At 63.1% G+C, this 12,876-nt stretch carries 15 protein-coding genes, 1 pseudogene and 1 riboswitch; of the genes and pseudogenes, 7 read left to right on the top strand and 9 right to left on the bottom strand.

Annotated elements, in window-relative coordinates; all coding sequences use genetic code 11:
- Positions 1 to 47: 47 nt before the first annotated feature.
- From HNQ71_RS15775 to HNQ71_RS15765, 3 genes and pseudogenes are all read left to right on the top strand, one after another.
- Positions 48 to 851 carry a creatininase family protein gene (locus tag HNQ71_RS15775; RefSeq protein WP_184873494.1) on the top strand — a complete coding sequence of 268 codons (804 nt, stop codon included), beginning with the start codon at positions 48 to 50 and terminating at the stop codon, positions 849 to 851.
- Between the two features lie 168 nt (positions 852 to 1,019).
- Complete coding sequence (locus HNQ71_RS15770; protein ID WP_184873493.1) at positions 1,020 to 1,274, top strand: type II toxin-antitoxin system ParD family antitoxin; 255 nt, start codon at positions 1,020 to 1,022, stop codon at positions 1,272 to 1,274.
- A pseudogene (locus HNQ71_RS15765) lies at positions 1,274 to 1,569 on the top strand (type II toxin-antitoxin system RelE/ParE family toxin). Before HNQ71_RS15770 ends, HNQ71_RS15765 begins: the two are co-directional and overlap by 1 nt.
- Before the next feature lie 27 nt (positions 1,570 to 1,596).
- On the opposite strand, the gene HNQ71_RS15760 reads toward HNQ71_RS15765, so the two are convergent.
- Together HNQ71_RS15760 and cobD are read right to left on the bottom strand one after the other, a co-directional pair.
- Positions 1,597 to 2,106 (bottom strand): tyrosine phosphatase family protein, encoded by a 510-nt coding sequence (locus HNQ71_RS15760; RefSeq protein WP_184873492.1) that lies wholly within the window; start codon positions 2,104 to 2,106, stop codon positions 1,597 to 1,599.
- Positions 2,103 to 3,152, bottom strand: coding sequence for a threonine-phosphate decarboxylase CobD (gene cobD, locus HNQ71_RS15755; protein WP_184873491.1), 1,050 nt, complete (start codon positions 3,150 to 3,152; stop codon positions 2,103 to 2,105). The genes HNQ71_RS15760 and cobD overlap by 4 nt, the downstream gene beginning before the upstream one ends.
- Here cobD and cbiB point away from each other — a divergent pair.
- On the top strand, positions 3,151 to 4,119 hold the full coding sequence (gene cbiB, locus HNQ71_RS15750) for an adenosylcobinamide-phosphate synthase CbiB (protein WP_184873490.1): 969 nt from the start codon (positions 3,151 to 3,153) through the stop codon (positions 4,117 to 4,119). The two genes, cobD and cbiB, sit on opposite strands and share 2 nt — an antisense overlap.
- A 33-nt stretch (positions 4,120 to 4,152) precedes the next feature.
- Here the strand turns inward: cbiB and cobO are convergent, their stop codons facing one another.
- The 4 genes from cobO to HNQ71_RS15730 are packed head-to-tail and all read right to left on the bottom strand — an operon-like array spanning position 4,153 to position 6,260.
- Complete coding sequence (cobO, locus tag HNQ71_RS15745; protein ID WP_184873489.1) at positions 4,153 to 4,782, bottom strand: cob(I)yrinic acid a,c-diamide adenosyltransferase; 630 nt, start codon at positions 4,780 to 4,782, stop codon at positions 4,153 to 4,155.
- Position 4,783: 1 nt separating this feature from the next.
- The gene (gene cobU / locus HNQ71_RS15740; RefSeq protein ID WP_184873488.1) at positions 4,784 to 5,299 is read right to left on the bottom strand and encodes a bifunctional adenosylcobinamide kinase/adenosylcobinamide-phosphate guanylyltransferase; all 516 of its coding nucleotides are present in this window, start codon (positions 5,297 to 5,299) and stop codon (positions 4,784 to 4,786) included.
- Positions 5,292 to 6,065, bottom strand: a complete 774-nt coding sequence (locus HNQ71_RS15735; RefSeq protein ID WP_184873487.1) for a CbtA family protein — start codon at positions 6,063 to 6,065, stop codon at positions 5,292 to 5,294. Before HNQ71_RS15735 ends, cobU begins: the two co-directional genes overlap by 8 nt.
- Before the next feature lie 15 nt (positions 6,066 to 6,080).
- Positions 6,081 to 6,260: a CbtB domain-containing protein gene (locus HNQ71_RS15730; protein WP_095087280.1), complete on the bottom strand. Its 180-nt coding sequence runs from the start codon at positions 6,258 to 6,260 to the stop codon at positions 6,081 to 6,083.
- A 36-nt stretch (positions 6,261 to 6,296) separates the two neighbouring features.
- Positions 6,297 to 6,493, bottom strand: a riboswitch (cobalamin riboswitch).
- Positions 6,494 to 6,634: 141 nt separating this feature from the next.
- Here HNQ71_RS15730 and HNQ71_RS15725 point away from each other — a divergent pair.
- Positions 6,635 to 7,882, top strand: a complete 1,248-nt coding sequence (locus HNQ71_RS15725; RefSeq protein WP_246461587.1) for an aromatic ring-hydroxylating oxygenase subunit alpha — start codon at positions 6,635 to 6,637, stop codon at positions 7,880 to 7,882.
- On the opposite strand, the gene HNQ71_RS15720 is transcribed toward HNQ71_RS15725, so the two are convergent.
- A complete protein-coding gene (locus tag HNQ71_RS15720) occupies positions 7,815 to 9,014 on the bottom strand; it encodes an MFS transporter (protein ID WP_184873486.1) in 1,200 nt (399 codons plus the stop codon). The genes HNQ71_RS15725 and HNQ71_RS15720 overlap by 68 nt on opposite strands.
- 236 nt (positions 9,015 to 9,250) lie before the next feature.
- Between HNQ71_RS15720 and HNQ71_RS15715 the strand changes: the two genes are divergently transcribed.
- Both HNQ71_RS15715 and HNQ71_RS15710 read left to right on the top strand, forming a co-directional pair.
- The gene (locus HNQ71_RS15715; RefSeq protein WP_184873485.1) at positions 9,251 to 10,249 is read left to right on the top strand and encodes a heparan-alpha-glucosaminide N-acetyltransferase; all 999 of its coding nucleotides are present in this window, start codon (positions 9,251 to 9,253) and stop codon (positions 10,247 to 10,249) included.
- On the top strand, positions 10,246 to 10,722 hold the full coding sequence (locus tag HNQ71_RS15710) for a methyltransferase family protein (RefSeq protein ID WP_184873484.1): 477 nt from the start codon (positions 10,246 to 10,248) through the stop codon (positions 10,720 to 10,722). Before HNQ71_RS15715 ends, HNQ71_RS15710 begins: the two co-directional genes overlap by 4 nt.
- Before the next feature lie 6 nt (positions 10,723 to 10,728).
- On the opposite strand, the gene HNQ71_RS15705 is transcribed toward HNQ71_RS15710, so the two are convergent.
- Together HNQ71_RS15705 and mgtE are read right to left on the bottom strand one after the other, a co-directional pair.
- A complete protein-coding gene (locus tag HNQ71_RS15705) occupies positions 10,729 to 11,115 on the bottom strand; it encodes a MerR family transcriptional regulator (RefSeq protein WP_006203215.1) in 387 nt (128 codons plus the stop codon).
- Between the two features lie 140 nt (positions 11,116 to 11,255).
- Positions 11,256 to 12,674, bottom strand: a complete 1,419-nt coding sequence (gene mgtE, locus HNQ71_RS15700; protein WP_184873483.1) for a magnesium transporter — start codon at positions 12,672 to 12,674, stop codon at positions 11,256 to 11,258.
- Positions 12,675 to 12,876 lie beyond the last annotated feature (202 nt).

Genomic DNA, 12,876 nt, shown 5'->3' with positions numbered 1-12,876 from the left:
GCCGCGCTTACCGCGCTAGGTCTGACCTACTATCGAAGAGGCGTGACATGACCGTTGCAAAAAGACGTGTGTGGTGGGGCGACTACCGCACGACCGAATACGCCTCGATCGATCCGGAGGCAACGATCGCCGTGCTGCCGCTGGCGGCGATCGAGCAGCATGGTCCGCATCTGCCGGTCTCGACCGACACTTCGATCATGAACGGCATGCTCGACACGGTGATTGCCCGCCTGCCAGAGGATCTCGACATCCGCATCCTGCCGGTTCAGGCGGTGGGCAAGTCGAACGAACATCTTCACGCACCGGGCACCCTCACCCTGCCGGCAACGACGCTGGTCGAGGCCTGGACCGAACTTGGCCTGTCGATCGCGCGGGCCGGCGTGCGCAAGCTGATCGTCGTCAATTCGCATGGCGGCAATGAAGAGATCATGGGCATCGTCACGCGCGAACTGCGCGTGCGCGAAAACATGCTGGCGGTGAAGACCAGCTGGCAGCGCTTTGGCCGCCCGGCCGGCATGTACACCGAGCTCGAGGACCGCCACGGCATCCATGGCGGCGATGTCGAGACGTCGTTGATGCTGCATTTCCGGCCGGATCTCGTCGACATGGGCAAGGCCGACAACTTCGTTTCCAGTGTCGCCAAGGCCGAAAAGGAATTTTCGCTGCTGCGCCACACCGGCACCCATGCCTTTGCCTGGATCGCCAGCGATCTCAACCCGAATGGCGTGGTCGGCGACGCCAGCATCGCCACGGCCGAGAAAGGCCGGTTGACATCAGAACATCAGGCCGACGGTTTCATCAGCCTGCTGCGCGATGTGCGTAAGGCGAAGCTTGCCGAGTGGCTGAGATAGCCTCCAACCAGTAGCCGGCGTCGAAAGGCAAGCGCTGTAATCGCTATCCCAGATCTCTTGAACAAACGAGGCGATGGAGGAGGCGGATCAGACAATCGGGCCTTCCCACAAGAGATTTTGACAAACTTTGCCAAAACGGATCATGCTGGACGGGATATGGAGGCTGATATGGCAACAATGAACGTATCATTGCCCGACTCGATGAAGGATTGGGTTGAGGCGCAAACCGAAACCGGCCGCTACGCCAACGCGAGCGACTATGTGCGCGATTTGATCCGTCGGGATCAGGAGCGCAATGACAAGATTACCGCCATGCAGCGCTTTGTCGATGATGGATTGAAGAGTGGCATCGGCAATCGATCCAGGGACGCACTTTTTACGGAGGCGGTTAAGCGCGCTGAAAAGTCACCCGGCAATGGGTAATGGGATTTCGCCTTTCTTCAGCCGCGGAAGAGGACATTGTCGGTATTGCCGAGCAAGAGGTGCGCCTGTTCGGGGCTTTGCAGGCCAGACAGTATCATGACGAGTTGTTCGCGATCTTGACCTGATCGCTGCCAGTCCCCGAATAGCACGGGAGCGGCTTGAATTGGCGCCACCGATGCGTGTCCATCCCTTCAAGGCCCATCTTGTCGTCTACCGGATCGAAGCCGACGGCGAGGTGTTTATTGTCCGGGTACGCCACGGACATGAAGATTGGGCGAATGAAGGCACTCGATAATCCAACAACGGTAGATAGGCAGGTTGGCTAGATATCGATCCTCAGCGCGAAGGGCGTTCCCTCAAAGGCGTCGGCGCCGCGCCCGATCGCTTGGATCGCCTCGATCATGCGGCCATTGCGGTCGAGCAACACATCGGCCACCGCAATCAGCCGCGGGTTGGGCGTTGCCGAGGGCGACAAAGCCCGCAGCGTCTGCGCCAGTTCGGCTTCGTCGCGCTTCGGCGCCAATGCTGCCGCGATGATGTAGGCAGATGCGGTCGAGCGGCTGATGCCGGCATAGCAATGCACGACCATCGGCTTTGCCTGGTCCCATCGGCGCGCGAAATCGAGCAGGTTGCGGACGTGCTCCTCGCCCGGCATGGTCATGCCGTCCTGCGCCACGGCAATATCGTGCATGACCAGATGCAGATGGTTTTCCCGGGCGATCGAGGCCGGGCGCACAACATCGGTTCCGGCGGCGAGCAACGACAGCAAGCGATCGGCGCCGGTCCTTGCCACCGTTTCCTCGACCTTTGCCAGCGAGCAGACATGGATCATTGTTTCGAACCCTTCGATCGATCCTCGCGCCGGAACGCCCATTCGGCAAGCGCGGATTCGAGCCGCTGCCATTCCACCTCGCTCCCCGGCAGGCCGGCGCGCAAGACACCCGGACGATCGGCGAAATGGCGCAGCAGGATCCCGCGCTCGCCAAGTGTGGAAAACAGATCGGCGGCGTCGGGCAAGCGGAGATAGCGGAACAATGTGGTGCCGCCCGCGACAGCAGCGCCGAAGCGGCCGAACAGCGCATCGAGTCGTTCCGATGCCTCTGCAAGGGATGCCCGCATCGCGTCCTGCCAGTCGATATCGGCAAGTGCGCGAATGCCGTATTCCAGCGCCGGGCCGGCGACGGCCCATGGTCCGAATTGCGTGTCCAGCCGGCCGACCGTCGCCGCATCGGAAAGCGCAAAACCGAGCCGCAGCCCGGCCAGGCCAAAGAACTTGCCGAACGACCGCAGCACCACGATGCCGCCCTGGCCGACATCGCCGGCGAGGCTATGCTCGCGCGGGCCGACATCCATGAACGCCTCGTCTACCACCAGCAGCCCACCCTTGGCGCGCAGCCCTGCGGCCAACTCAAGTAACTTGACGCGCGCGATGATGCGCCCATCCGGGTTGTTGGGATTGACGACGACGGCAAGGTCGGCTTTCGCCAACACTTCGAAATCGCCGACCTCCGTCACCGCGTGCCCGGCGATCGCCGCTGCCCGCGCATGTTCGGCATAGGTCGGACCTAGCACGAGCGCCTTGCCGGGCGCGATCAGCGATGCGACGCGCGGCAACAGGATCTGCGTCCCGGGTGCGGCCACGACGTTGACGGGCGAAGGGGCGCCATAGGCGCTTGCCGCGATCTCGACCAACTCGTGGCCACGCCCGGCCTCCGGCAGCCGCGACAGGGTGGTGGCGGCGAATTCGAAAAGCGGGTAGGAGTGCGGATTGATACCGGTCGAGAGGTCGACGAAGGGCAGCGGCGCGTTGGGGAAAAGCGCCCTCGCCCGGCCGAGACTTCCGCCATGGTCCACCGCCGCCCCATCAAGAAGCTTCATGTCAATCCTGATCGCTTTCCTGTCATTGGCCGCTGAATTCGTCCTGGGTTACCCGGACTGGCTGTTTCGCGCCATCGGCCATCCGGTGACGTGGTTCGGCAGGCTGATATCCTTTCTCGACGGCAGGCTCAACCGCGCCACTGATCCCGACGCGCTGCGTCGCACGCGTGGTGTCCAGGCACTGCTGGTCATCGTGCTGGTGCCGGCGGCGATCGGGCTCGCCGTGCAGATCCTGCTCTGGTTCGTTCCCATGGGATTGATCATTGCCGCCCTTCTGGCGACATCGCTTCTGTCGCAGAAGAGCCTCTACGAGCATGTCGAGGCCGTGGCCGACGCACTCGACACCGGTGGCCTCACTCTGGGCCGCATCGCCGTCTCGCGCATCGTCGGCCGAGATCCAGAAAAGCTCGACAGGGCCGGTGTCTGCCGCGCGGCGATCGAGAGCCTGGCCGAGAATTTTTCCGACGGCATCGTTGCTCCCGCCTTCTGGACCGGCGTCGGCGGGCTGGCCGGAGGCGCTGCCTACAAGGCAGCCAACACCGCCGATTCTATGATCGGCCACCGCACCCCGCGCCACGAAGCGTTCGGCTGGGCGGCGGCGCGCTTCGACGATTGGATCAACCTGCCGGCATCGCGGCTGACGGCGCTGCTGATCGTGCTGGCCGCATTCATCATCAAGGGTGCTGATGGGAAAAACGCCTGGCATGCCGTGTGGCGCGACGCGAGAAAACACCGCTCGCCCAATGCCGGCTGGCCGGAAGCGGCAATGGCCGGCGCGCTCGGCCTGGCGCTTGCTGGACCGCGCAGCTATGGCGGCGTGCTGGTCGACGACGTCTTCATGGGCGAAGGCGGCCGGCGCGAAGCCGACAGCATCGACATCCGGCAGGCGCTGAAACTCTATCGTGTCGCCGACTATCTGCTGATCGCACTGTTCGGTTTGGTCTCGGCAATCGTCATGGTCGCGTGATCCGGCCTTAGCCCTCCCTCTGGGCTAAGGCTATCAGAACTCGATGCCTTGCTGCGCCTTCACGCCTGCTGAAAAATGGTGCTTGGTCACACCCATCTCGGTGACGAGGTCGGCCGCCTCGACCAGCGCCGGCTTGGCGTTGCGGCCGGTGACGACGACATGCAGGCCCTCGCGCCGCGCCTTCAGCGCCGCAACCACTTTGTCGAGATCGAGATAATCGTAGCGCAGCGCGATGTTCAGTTCGTCGAGCACCAACAGGCTGATCGATGGATCGGCCATCAGTTCGAGCACTTTGACCCATGCGGCTTCGGCCGCGGCGATGTCGCGCTTCAGATCCTGGGTTTCCCAGGTGAACCCCTCGCCCATGGCGTGCCAGACGACGCGGTCGCCAAAGGCGGCGAAGGCATCCTTCTCCCCGGTGTGCCATTTGCCCTTGATGAACTGGACGACGCCGACACGCTTGCCGTAGCCGAGCATCCGCAGCGCCAGACCAAAAGCGGCAGTGGTCTTGCCCTTGCCCGGCCCGGTGTTGACGATCAGCAGCCCCTTCTCGATCGTCTTGCCCGCCACCTCGGCATCCTGCACCGCCTTGCGCTTGGCCATCTTGGCGCGGTGGCGTTCTTCATCCCGGTCGTCAATGGTCTTGTTGTCGATATCGGTCATCTCATTTCACCTTGAGCGGCAGCCCCGCCACCATCAGCAGCACCGTATCGGCGACAGCGGCGACCTGCTGGTTGAGCCGGCCGGCCGCATCGCGAAAACGGCGCGCCAATGCGTTGTCCGGCACGATGCCTTGGCCGACTTCATTGGACACGACGAACCAGGGCCCGCGCGGCCGCGACAGCACGTCTGCCAGCCGGCGGCATTCAAGGTCGAGGTCGTGTTCGGCCAGCATATGATTGGTCAGCCACAGTGTCAGGCAGTCGACAAGCACCGGCTGATCGTCCGGCAAGGCCTCGAGCGTGCCGGCGAGATCGAGCGGTGTGTCGATGGTCGCCCAGCCCTTGCCGCGCCGCGATCGATGTAACGCAATACGCTCACGCATCTCGTCATCATAGGCTTGCGCCGTGGCGACATAGGTCCATGGCGAAGGTAGAACCGTCGCCAAGGTTTCGGCATGCGCGCTCTTGCCGGAGCGCGCACCTCCGATGATGAAGGTCAGCTTGCTGCGATCAGGCAAAGCTGTCGCGCAGGCTGGTCGCGGTGCCGGTGAAGCGGCCGCGCACCACGCCGACGACGGCGCCGAGCACCAGCCAGAAAACCAGGTTGGTCACCGTAACCGCCACCACGAACTGGTGGTGCAAGCCTTCCGGGATCGGCGTCTCGAAACTGTCGGGCTGCGGTGCGCCGACGACATGCGGCGCCACGATCAGCAGGACGGCAAGGATCGCGAGCGGCAGCGACTTGCGGAACGCGATCAGGCCGAGACCAGCCGCGGTCGCCACCACGGTTGCCCACCACCAGATCTGGCGCTGCGTGAGATCGGCCGCCGGCATGGCAGGCAATTCCGGTGGCAGGCCGAGGCCGGGTGCCAGCGTGAACACAGCAAAGCCGGCCAGGCCCCAGAACACGCCCTGGCGCCAATTGCCGATGCCGCCGGCGAATTCGGAAACCGCGACCAGGATCAACGCGAAACCAATGCCGGTGACAATATTGGCAACCACGCTGAAGGCGAAACGCTCGAAACCGTCGGCCGGCGCCCAGCCTTCGTCTTCCGCTGCCGGAGCGACTGCTTCCGCCGGCGCCGGGGCGGCAGAGCTCATGGCATTGGTATCGTTTGCGGCCGGAGCGGCATGGTCGTGGTGATGGCCGCCGCCGGCCTGTTCATAGACTTCCGCCTTGAGGATCAGCGGCACGGTGGCATAGGCCTGCAGGCAGGCGAGAACGACGCCAGCCACGAGCCCTGCGATCGCCGCGATGAACACGACGTTGCGAAACAGGTTCATGTTGTCAAACCCTCGTCAGTGGCAGGGAAACGCCATCGAATGGCGATAGTCGTGAGCCGCATTGTGGACCGCATCGATATGCGAGAATCCGACAAAGCCGACAACGAAGATGCCAAGCAGCGCCACGAGTGCAAGCTGCATGAAGCGCGACTGCGAGGAGACGGAGGCGCCGAGGGAGACGGAAGCGGTAGTCATGTCTTGTCCTTTCGCCCTCCACCCGAGGGCATCGAAGTCAGTTTCCTGTCGCCGGCAGGTCTCCTGGCTCGCGGATCAACGCCCTTCCCCACCTTCCCGAAGAAAAACCTTCAGTGGCATATGGAGTGGACTACCGTACACAGTTGCGGGGGCAGCCACGGCATTGGGCAACAAGTCCGCCCGCACCGCATTCCCTCTTGGCTCCAAACGGAACCGACGACAAGCGCGACTATAGGGAAAATCGCCGCGACCGGCAAACCAAATTCCGCCGACAACCAGCGCGATTGCGCCATCCAGATAAATCGGGTCTCAGGCACAACAATTGACAATTCCCGTGGTCGGGTGTCGGCTGAAAAATTCAGAGGAAACCACCCATGCAGCCCATTGCCAGCGAGCGCGATCCCTATAACGGCCTGACCCGGGCCGAACCGACGCTGCCATCGTCGGCCTATTGGGATGCCGACAGCTATCAGCGCGATCTCGACGCCATCTGGTACAAAAGCTGGCTGCTGGTCTGCCGCGAGGCCGACCTTGCGCAGCCGCTTGCTTTCCGCACCTTCCGCATCGGCACGCAGGAAATCGTCTTGCTGCGCGACGAAACCGGCGAACTGCGCGCCCTTCACAACACGTGCCGTCACCGTGGTTCGCAGCTCTGCCAGGAAAGCGAAGGCCGGCTGAAGGCGCGGCTCATCACCTGCCCATATCATGCCTGGTCCTATTCGCTGCGCGGCGATCTGGTGCGCGTGCCGTCCAAGTCGCTGCCGGAAGGCTTCGACAAGGCCGATCATCCGCTCTATCGCGTGGCGCTCTCGGTGTGGCGCGGTTTTGTCTTCGTCAATCTGCAGGAGGATGCCGCGGGCTCGGCGGAAACATCCTTCGATCCGGCGTCCGGCAGTCTCGCCAACTGGCCGCTGGAAACGCTTGTTACCGGCCATGTGCTGCGCAAGGTGATGAACTGCAACTGGAAGATCTTTTGGGAAAACTTCAACGAGTGCCTGCATTGTCCGGGCGTCCACAAGGACCTATCGCGGCTGGTGCCGATCTACGGGCGCGGCCTGATGGGTCGCCATGACGATCCCGAATGGTCCCGCCACGCTGACAATGACGCCCCGGAGTTTTCCGGCGGCCTGCGCGCCGGAGCGCAGACATGGTCGCGCGATGGCCAGGCACATGGGCCGATCTTTGCCGGCCTCACATCAGCCGAACGCGCAGCCGGCCAGACCTACGCCACCAATCTGCCTTCGATGTTCATCGTCGGCCATGTCGACTATGTCAGGACCGTGCGGCTGGTGCCGCTCGGCCCCGAGCAGACCGAGCTTGTCGCAGAATGGCTGTTTGCGCCTGAGGCGCTTGATGCAACCGACATCGACAACATCGTCGCCTTCGGCAAACAGGTGCTGGAGGAGGATGCGGCGATCTGCGAGGTCAACCAGAAAGGCCTGCGCTCGATTCGCCATGCGGCCGGCGTGCTGATGCCCGAGGAGTACGACCTGCACCGCTTCCACAACTGGATCCGCGAACGGCACGCAGCGGTTACCCCCCAAGCCCTGAAGATCACAGCGATTTCGGCAGGTATCGCCACGTCACGAAGCCGCAAAACGCCGCCAGCAGGCCGAGCGTGATGAACACCGACCCCAGCCCGAAGAACGCCAGCACCACTGAATAGACCAGCGGCGGCGTGAGTTCGGAAAAGTCGAGATAGGTCCGGTAGACCGCCGCCATCTGCGACCTTTCATAGGATCGCACCGAGCGCATGAAGGCGGTCGAGCCCAGCGCATCCAGCGCAATGGTGAAGAAGGCGCCACAAAGCAGCAAGCCACCGGTCAGCAGCGGTACGGTTTCGCCGACCGCACCGGCGGCCAGAAGCATCGCCGACATGGCGAAATAGGCAAATGTCATGGTCCTGCGGCCACCAAAGCGTTTTCCTGCCTTGCCCCAAAAGATGGCCATGAACAGCAGCGCGTTGCCGGCTGAAACCAAAAGGCCGCCGGCCAGCTTGCCCTCGCCGGTGATCACCATGAACAGCGGCCCGTAGACGAAAAACGTCGTCCAGAAACAGGAGCGGCCGAACGCAATCAGCCAGGCCAGCCGCAACCTGGGCTGGGCGACGAAGCGGCCAATGTTGGCGAGCGGATTGGCCGGCCGCGTCTTGCCTGGGCGGATCGACGGGTTGTCGCCGAGCCGATAGGTCCAGAACAGCGCCAGCAAGGCCATCGCGAACAGCGCCACCGCACCATGCGCGGCATAGATGCCGAAGCGCGTGTAGAGGAAGATGCCCAGTGTCGGCCCGCCGGTCCAGGCAAACATCGACCACGCCATGCGCAGCGATTCGGCCTGCATGAAGTCGGTCTTGCGGATGTGGTCCATGATGTAGAGGTTGAGCGTGATTGACAGAGCGCTGGCGCCCATCACCCGGCACAGCATGCCGGCCAGTTGTCCGGCCAGCGTATGGGTGACGAAGAACAGCGAGCCGATGGCCAGCAGGCAGGCGCCGGCCGTGTAGACCCAGCGCCGGGCAAAGCGGCGGATCAGCATCGGCATGAACAGCGTCACCGACAGGCCTAGCATCGCCACGATGGTGTAGAGGATCGAGACTATCTGCTCGTTATGCAGGATCTCGAAGGCCTGTATTGGGATGACGCTCGACACCGTGGCGCGGGCGAACGATTCGACCGCATAGAGCGAAGCGAAGGTGCGCGCGTCGGCCGGCCGCAACGCCGGTAGCCAGATCGGGTGGCGCACATGGGTGGACATTGCTTCCCCAAAGCAGAATCAGCGGGTCAAATCTGCCGTGGTGATCCCTGTGCGGGTAACAGGAAACCGACGCCTATCCCGCAAAAAGCGAAGTCGGCCAAAGGCTTTCCGGCGCTGGCCTAAAGCAGCGCCTGATCCAGCGTCTGCAGCGCAGCCTATACCCGAAGCTGCTGGCCTTCTTTTGTCCGGGGCAACCGTGATAGTCGTCTTGCGGGGCTGAATCAGAATACGAGATCATGAGCATCCACACGCCGACCGCACCCATTCAGGATCGACCGAAGCGCATCGTCGCCATCGACATCGTGCGCGGTATCGCGCTCATCGCCATGGCGAGCTACCATTTCACCTGGGACCTGGAATTCTTCGGCTATACCGATCCCGGCCTCACCGCATTCGGCTGGTGGAAGATCTACGCGCGTTGCATCGCCTCGACCTTCCTGTTCCTGGTCGGCGTCAGCCTGTACCTCGCCCATGGCCGGCAAATCCGCTGGAACGGCTTCTGGAAGCGTTTCGCCATGGTCGCCGGAGCGGCGATCGCCATTTCGGTTGTCACCCGCATTGCAACCCCGGACGGTTTTATCTTCTTCGGCATCCTGCACGAGATTGCGCTGGCCAGCCTGCTCGGCCTCGCCTTCCTGCGGCTGCCGGCGCTGCTGACGTTGGTTATGGCAGCGCTGGTCATCGCAGCGCCCGTCTATCTGCGCCTCGAGGCCTTCGACCATCCGTGGCTGTGGTGGATCGGCCTGTCGGCGGTCAATCCGCGTTCCAACGACTACGTGCCGCTGTTTCCGTGGTTCGGCGCCGTACTTGCAGGCATCGCGGTGACGAAACTCGCCACCGCTTCGGGCCTGCTTGCCCGGCTTGCCGAATTCGCGCCCGGCCGCTGGGCCAACCCGCTGGTCTTCATCGGCCGCCACAGCCTGGCCTTCTACCTGATCCACCAGCCGCTGCTGATCGGCTGTGTGTGGCTGTTCGCGCAAGTCATGCCGGCCAAGGTCGAAACCCCGCAGGTGAACTTCCTGAAAACCTGCCAGTTGTCTTGCGAGCAGTCGCGCGACACCGAGTTCTGTTCGAGCTACTGTGTCTGCATGCTCGACACGCTGGAGGGCGAGGCCTCGCTTGATCGGCTCTACAACAACGACCAGACTGCGGAATGGAAGACGCATATATCCGATCTCGCCGGTATGTGCACCGCCAAGACTGAAGACAAGATGACGGAGGGAGGGGTCAAATGACCGAGAACCAGCCGAAGGCAGGGCTCATACCGTGGCCGCCGGTGATCTACGTCGCGGCCATCGCCATCAGCATCGCACTCGGCCTGCTCTATCCCCTGCCCTGGATTGGCGACCTCTTGGGCGATATCCTGTTCGCCGCCGGCTGGGTGGCCCTGCTCGGCGTCGCGGCACTCTGGTTCACCGCGATCCGAACCATGATTCGGGCCAAGACCACGCTCAACCCCAACGCGGTGCCCGATCACCTGGTTACCACGGGCCCCTTCGGCATCACCCGCAATCCGATGTATCTGGCCAACACGCTGCTGTTGATCGGCGTCGCCTTTGTCTCGGGGATCGTATGGTTCCTGCCGCTCGCCTTCATCGCGGCCTATGCCACGCAAAAGATCGCCATCGAGGGCGAGGAAAAGGTGCTGGCGGCAAAGTTCGGCAAGAAATACCGGGATTACGCCAAAAGAGTGCGGCGCTGGATTTGAACAGCGCTACGTGTTGACGCCGAGTTCGACGAGCCGCTCGACACAGGATTCCTCGGCCTGGTCGAGTTCGGCCAGCGTCTCCTCGAGGTCGCGGCGCTTCTGTCGCAGATCCTCGCGCTTTTCCTCGATGCGCTTGATCATCAGCTTGAGTTGACCGACCTCGCCGGGCGGCTCCTTGTACATCTGGATGATTTCGCGGATCTCATTGATCGAGAAGCCGAGCCGTTTTCCCCGCATGATCTGCCGAATGAGGTGGCGATCAGACGGGCGAAACAACCGCGTGCGGCCGCGCCGCACCGGCTGCACCAGCCCCTCATCCTCATAGAAGCGCAGCGTCCGCGTCGACACGTCGAATTCGCGGGTCAGTTCGGTGATCGAATAATATTCCCGCATTGTCACTCCCACACCCCGGAATCCCGGGTGATCGCCATGCGGCGTCGAACCAAACCCATGCCATGCCGGAATCGACATGGCACCCCGCGCAAGCCTCGCACGGCGTTTACGTAAAAGTCAATTGAGGGCACGATGCGCCTTCAAGACACCGCAAACCACCACGTGGCAATGCCGAGAAAGGCAAAGAAGCCGACGACATCGGTGACCGTGGTGACGAAGACCGCCGAAGCGACCGCCGGATCGATCTTGAAACGGTCGAGCAGCAGCGGGATCAGGATGCCGGCCAAAGCGGCCGCAAACATGTTGATGATCATCGCCGCCGCGATAATGCCGCCCAGATTGTTGTCGTGGAACCAGGCCGCTGCGACGATGCCGATCAGGATGGCAAAGACGATGCCGTTGATGAACCCGACACCCATCTCGCGGCGGATGATGCGGCCGGCATTGTAGATGTCGATGTCCTTGGTCGCCAGCGCACGCACGGTGACGGTCATGGTCTGCGAGCCGGCATTGCCGCCCATGCCGGCGACGATCGGCATCAGCACCGCCAGCGCCACGATATGCTCGATCGTGCGGTCGAACAGGCCGATCACCGAAGCCGCCAGGAATGCCGTCAAGAGGTTGACCAGCAGCCAGGGCACGCGCGAGCGCGAGGTCGAAAGGATGCTGTCAGAGAGCTCTTCGTCGCCGACACCGCCCATGCGCAGCAGATCCTCTTCCGCTTCCTGCTGGATGACGTCGACGACGTCGTCGATGGTCAGCACGCCGACCAGCCGCTCGTTCTCGTCGACGACCGCGGCAGACAGAAGGTCGTACTGTTCGAATTCCCGCGCCGCCTCTTCCTGGTCCATGGTGGCGGGAATGGCGTGCCGCGTCTCATGCATGACCTCCTCGACCTTGACCGCGCGCTTGGTCCGCAGGATCTGGTCGAGGTCGATGGCGCCGAGCAGCTTGAAGGTCGGATCGATGACGAAGATCTGGCTGAAGCGCTCAGGCAGGTTCTTGTCCTCGCGCATGTAGTCGATGGTCTGGCCGATCGTCCAGAACGGCGGCACCGCGACGAACTCGGTCTGCATGCGGCGGCCAGCCGTCTCTTCCGGATAGTCGAGCGAACGGCGCAGCCTGATCCGCTCGGTGAACGGCAGTTGCGACAGGATCTCGTCCTGGTCTTCCTTCTCGAGGTCTTCAAGAATGTAGACCGCGTCGTCGGAATCGAGCTCCTGCACCGCCTGGGCGATCTGAGCATTGGGCAGATTGTCGACGATCTCCATACGGATCGCCTCATCGACCTCGGTCAGCGCGGAGAAGTCGAAATCGGCGCCCAGCAACTCGACCAGCGCGCGGCGCTGTTCGGGATGCAGCGCCTCGAGCAGGTCGCCGAGCTCCGACTGGTGCAGGTGATCGACTTCATGCTTGAGCGTGAGCGTGTCGCGGTCGGCGATCGCCGCGCCGATCTGGGCAAGGAAGGACGAAAGGACGGCGCCATCCTCGCCATAAATATCGGCGTGGGCGTCTTCAACGGCCCTGGCGCCGGTCGTCCGTTCGTCCTGGCCTTCCACCAGCGCCTCCCGCCATCGCAATCCCGGAAAAGGTGCGTCTCAGGTCTAGAGCATCGGACCCAAAAGTGGAAACCGCTTTTGGGGAGAATCCGCCGCTCAATCCAGAGATGGCGCGGCAGCACGATTCGATTTGCGAACCTATGGTCCTAACGCACGGAATATCAAACGAAATACGCGCTCTCCTACCGGCCTGACGTCGCCA

The organism is Mesorhizobium sangaii, from assembly GCF_014207355.1.
Lineage (GTDB): Bacteria > Pseudomonadota > Alphaproteobacteria > Rhizobiales > Rhizobiaceae > Mesorhizobium > Mesorhizobium sangaii.
Note: the sequence above shows the minus strand (reverse complement) of the source record. Positions and strands in the feature narration are given on the sequence as shown.

What these genes read in the sequence shown, in the direction of transcription:
- HNQ71_RS15775 (WP_184873494.1), top strand. Translation starts at nt 48, where the DNA reads ATGACCGTTGCAAAAAGACGTGTGTGGTGGGGCGACTACCGCACGACC.
- HNQ71_RS15770 (WP_184873493.1), top strand. Translation starts at nt 1,020, where the DNA reads ATGGCAACAATGAACGTATCATTGCCCGACTCGATGAAGGATTGGGTT.
- HNQ71_RS15760 (WP_184873492.1), bottom strand. Translation starts at nt 2,106, where the DNA reads ATGATCCATGTCTGCTCGCTGGCAAAGGTCGAGGAAACGGTGGCAAGG.
- cbiB (WP_184873490.1), top strand. Translation starts at nt 3,151, where the DNA reads ATGTCAATCCTGATCGCTTTCCTGTCATTGGCCGCTGAATTCGTCCTG.
- cobD (WP_184873491.1), bottom strand. Translation starts at nt 3,152, where the DNA reads ATGAAGCTTCTTGATGGGGCGGCGGTGGACCATGGCGGAAGTCTCGGC.
- cobO (WP_184873489.1), bottom strand. Translation starts at nt 4,782, where the DNA reads ATGACCGATATCGACAACAAGACCATTGACGACCGGGATGAAGAACGC.
- HNQ71_RS15735 (WP_184873487.1), bottom strand. Translation starts at nt 6,065, where the DNA reads ATGAACCTGTTTCGCAACGTCGTGTTCATCGCGGCGATCGCAGGGCTC.
- HNQ71_RS15730 (WP_095087280.1), bottom strand. Translation starts at nt 6,260, where the DNA reads ATGACTACCGCTTCCGTCTCCCTCGGCGCCTCCGTCTCCTCGCAGTCG.
- HNQ71_RS15725 (WP_246461587.1), top strand. Translation starts at nt 6,635, where the DNA reads ATGCAGCCCATTGCCAGCGAGCGCGATCCCTATAACGGCCTGACCCGG.
- HNQ71_RS15720 (WP_184873486.1), bottom strand. Translation starts at nt 9,014, where the DNA reads ATGTCCACCCATGTGCGCCACCCGATCTGGCTACCGGCGTTGCGGCCG.
- HNQ71_RS15715 (WP_184873485.1), top strand. Translation starts at nt 9,251, where the DNA reads ATGAGCATCCACACGCCGACCGCACCCATTCAGGATCGACCGAAGCGC.
- HNQ71_RS15710 (WP_184873484.1), top strand. Translation starts at nt 10,246, where the DNA reads ATGACCGAGAACCAGCCGAAGGCAGGGCTCATACCGTGGCCGCCGGTG.
- HNQ71_RS15705 (WP_006203215.1), bottom strand. Translation starts at nt 11,115, where the DNA reads ATGCGGGAATATTATTCGATCACCGAACTGACCCGCGAATTCGACGTG.